The organism is Streptomyces sp. NPDC053076 (genome assembly GCF_044546845.1).
In the GTDB taxonomy this organism is placed as follows: domain Bacteria; phylum Actinomycetota; class Actinomycetes; order Streptomycetales; family Streptomycetaceae; genus Streptomyces.
Genome location: NZ_JBITZL010000028.1, coordinates 1 through 1389, shown reverse-complemented (window position 1 = coordinate 1389; position 1389 = coordinate 1). Strand labels below are relative to the sequence as shown.

The window sequence follows — 1389 nt, the reverse complement described above, 5'->3', positions numbered from 1 at the left end:
AACCCGGGGGTGTTCTTCGGGCGGCTGACGGTTTTGATCGTCAGGTTGAGGTAGGTCTTCGCCCAGGTCACGAGCTGTCCGGCGTAGGCGGAGTCGGCCCAGACGATGGTGATTTCGGGGTGCATCAGCCGGAGCCGGAAGAGGACTTCCTTGGCCGCGTTGCGGTCGGTCATGTCGGCCGGGGTGACCATGACGAACAGCGGGAGGCCCTTGGTGTCCACGACCAGGTGGCGCTTGCGGCCGTTGATTTTCTTGCCGGCGTCGTAGCCGCGGGAGTCCTTGCCGACGGTGTCGGCGGCCTTGATGGACTGGGAGTCGATGACGGTGGCGACCGCTCCGGGGGCCCGGCCCATTTCGCGGCGGACGCGCTTGCGCAGGCTGTCGCGGATCTGGCCGACGATGCCGGCGGCGGCCCAGCGGGCCATGAAGCCGTAACAGGTGCGCCAGGGCGGGAAGTCCTTGGGCGGGGCCCGCCACTTGCAGCCGGTGTCCACCACGTAGCGGATGGCGTCCACGATCTCCCGGCGCGGGTGTTTCTCCGGGCGCCCGCCGGCCGGGGTGTCGCAGGCCGGGACCGGCAGCAGCGGCTCGATCAGGGCCCATTCGTCGTCCCAGGTGTCGGAGGGGTAGCAGCGTCTGCGCGGCAACGGCCTGCCTCCCCTTCACGACGGGGTGGACTCCACCGAACTGAGCTGGGTGTTCAGGTGCTTGATCCACCGGCCCTTGGGCTGGAGGGCGGCGTGCGGGGCGACGGTCCCGGTGATGAAGCGGCGGATCTCGGTGAGCTTGCCGCGGATGACCGCGACCTCGTATGCCTGGAGCTGGTCGGGGTCGGCGCAGAACTGGTAGCCGTCCTTCAACGTCCAGATCAGCGGCGGCCAGCCGCGTTCGGTGATGATGTCGCGCAGGCAGGCCAGGCCCGGGCAGGTCTGGCTGGGCGAAAGCTCGCTGGATCTGACCAGTTGGGGGAAGGTCAGACCGGCCGGCCGTGCCTCGAACAGCACGAAGCGGACGGTGTCGGCGTGTCGCTGGGCGGCCGGCGATCTGCGCTCGGAAGCGCGCGGCACGGTTACTCGCCTTGCAGGAGCCGGGCCAGCTCGCCGTCGACGTCGACCTTGCCGGTGTCGACCGCGGTCTCGATCCAGTCCAGGGTCGCGCGAACCCGGGCGACGTTCTCGTGCACGATGACACGTTCGTCGTCGCCGAGCTGCCGGTCGCGCATCCCGGGCACCACCCGGCCGGCCGCGGCGACGAACGAGTGGCAGGCGGTGACCAGGTCCAAGAACTCCGCCGGCCGGTCGATGTTCTTCACCGCCGGGGCGACGGGGCTGGTGTCCTCGAAGTACTCGCGGGCCTGCCGGCCCCGCTCGACCTGGGCGTGGTTGACCT

3 protein-coding genes are annotated in these 1389 nt (G+C 70.1%); all 3 read right to left on the bottom strand.

What is annotated here, in order from left to right:
• Window positions 1–647: IS5 family transposase (locus tag ACIGYR_RS39040; protein WP_399609054.1), on the bottom strand; the 647-nt coding region annotated here is incomplete at its 3' end.
• 15 nt (window positions 648–662) lie between these two features.
• Window positions 663–1067: a RacP protein gene (locus ACIGYR_RS39035; RefSeq protein ID WP_399609055.1), complete on the bottom strand. Its 405-nt coding sequence runs from the start codon at window positions 1065–1067 to the stop codon at window positions 663–665.
• Between the two features lie 2 nt (window positions 1068–1069).
• The coding region (locus ACIGYR_RS39030) for a DUF6192 family protein (protein WP_399609056.1) at window positions 1070–1389 on the bottom strand (320 nt) is incomplete at its 5' end.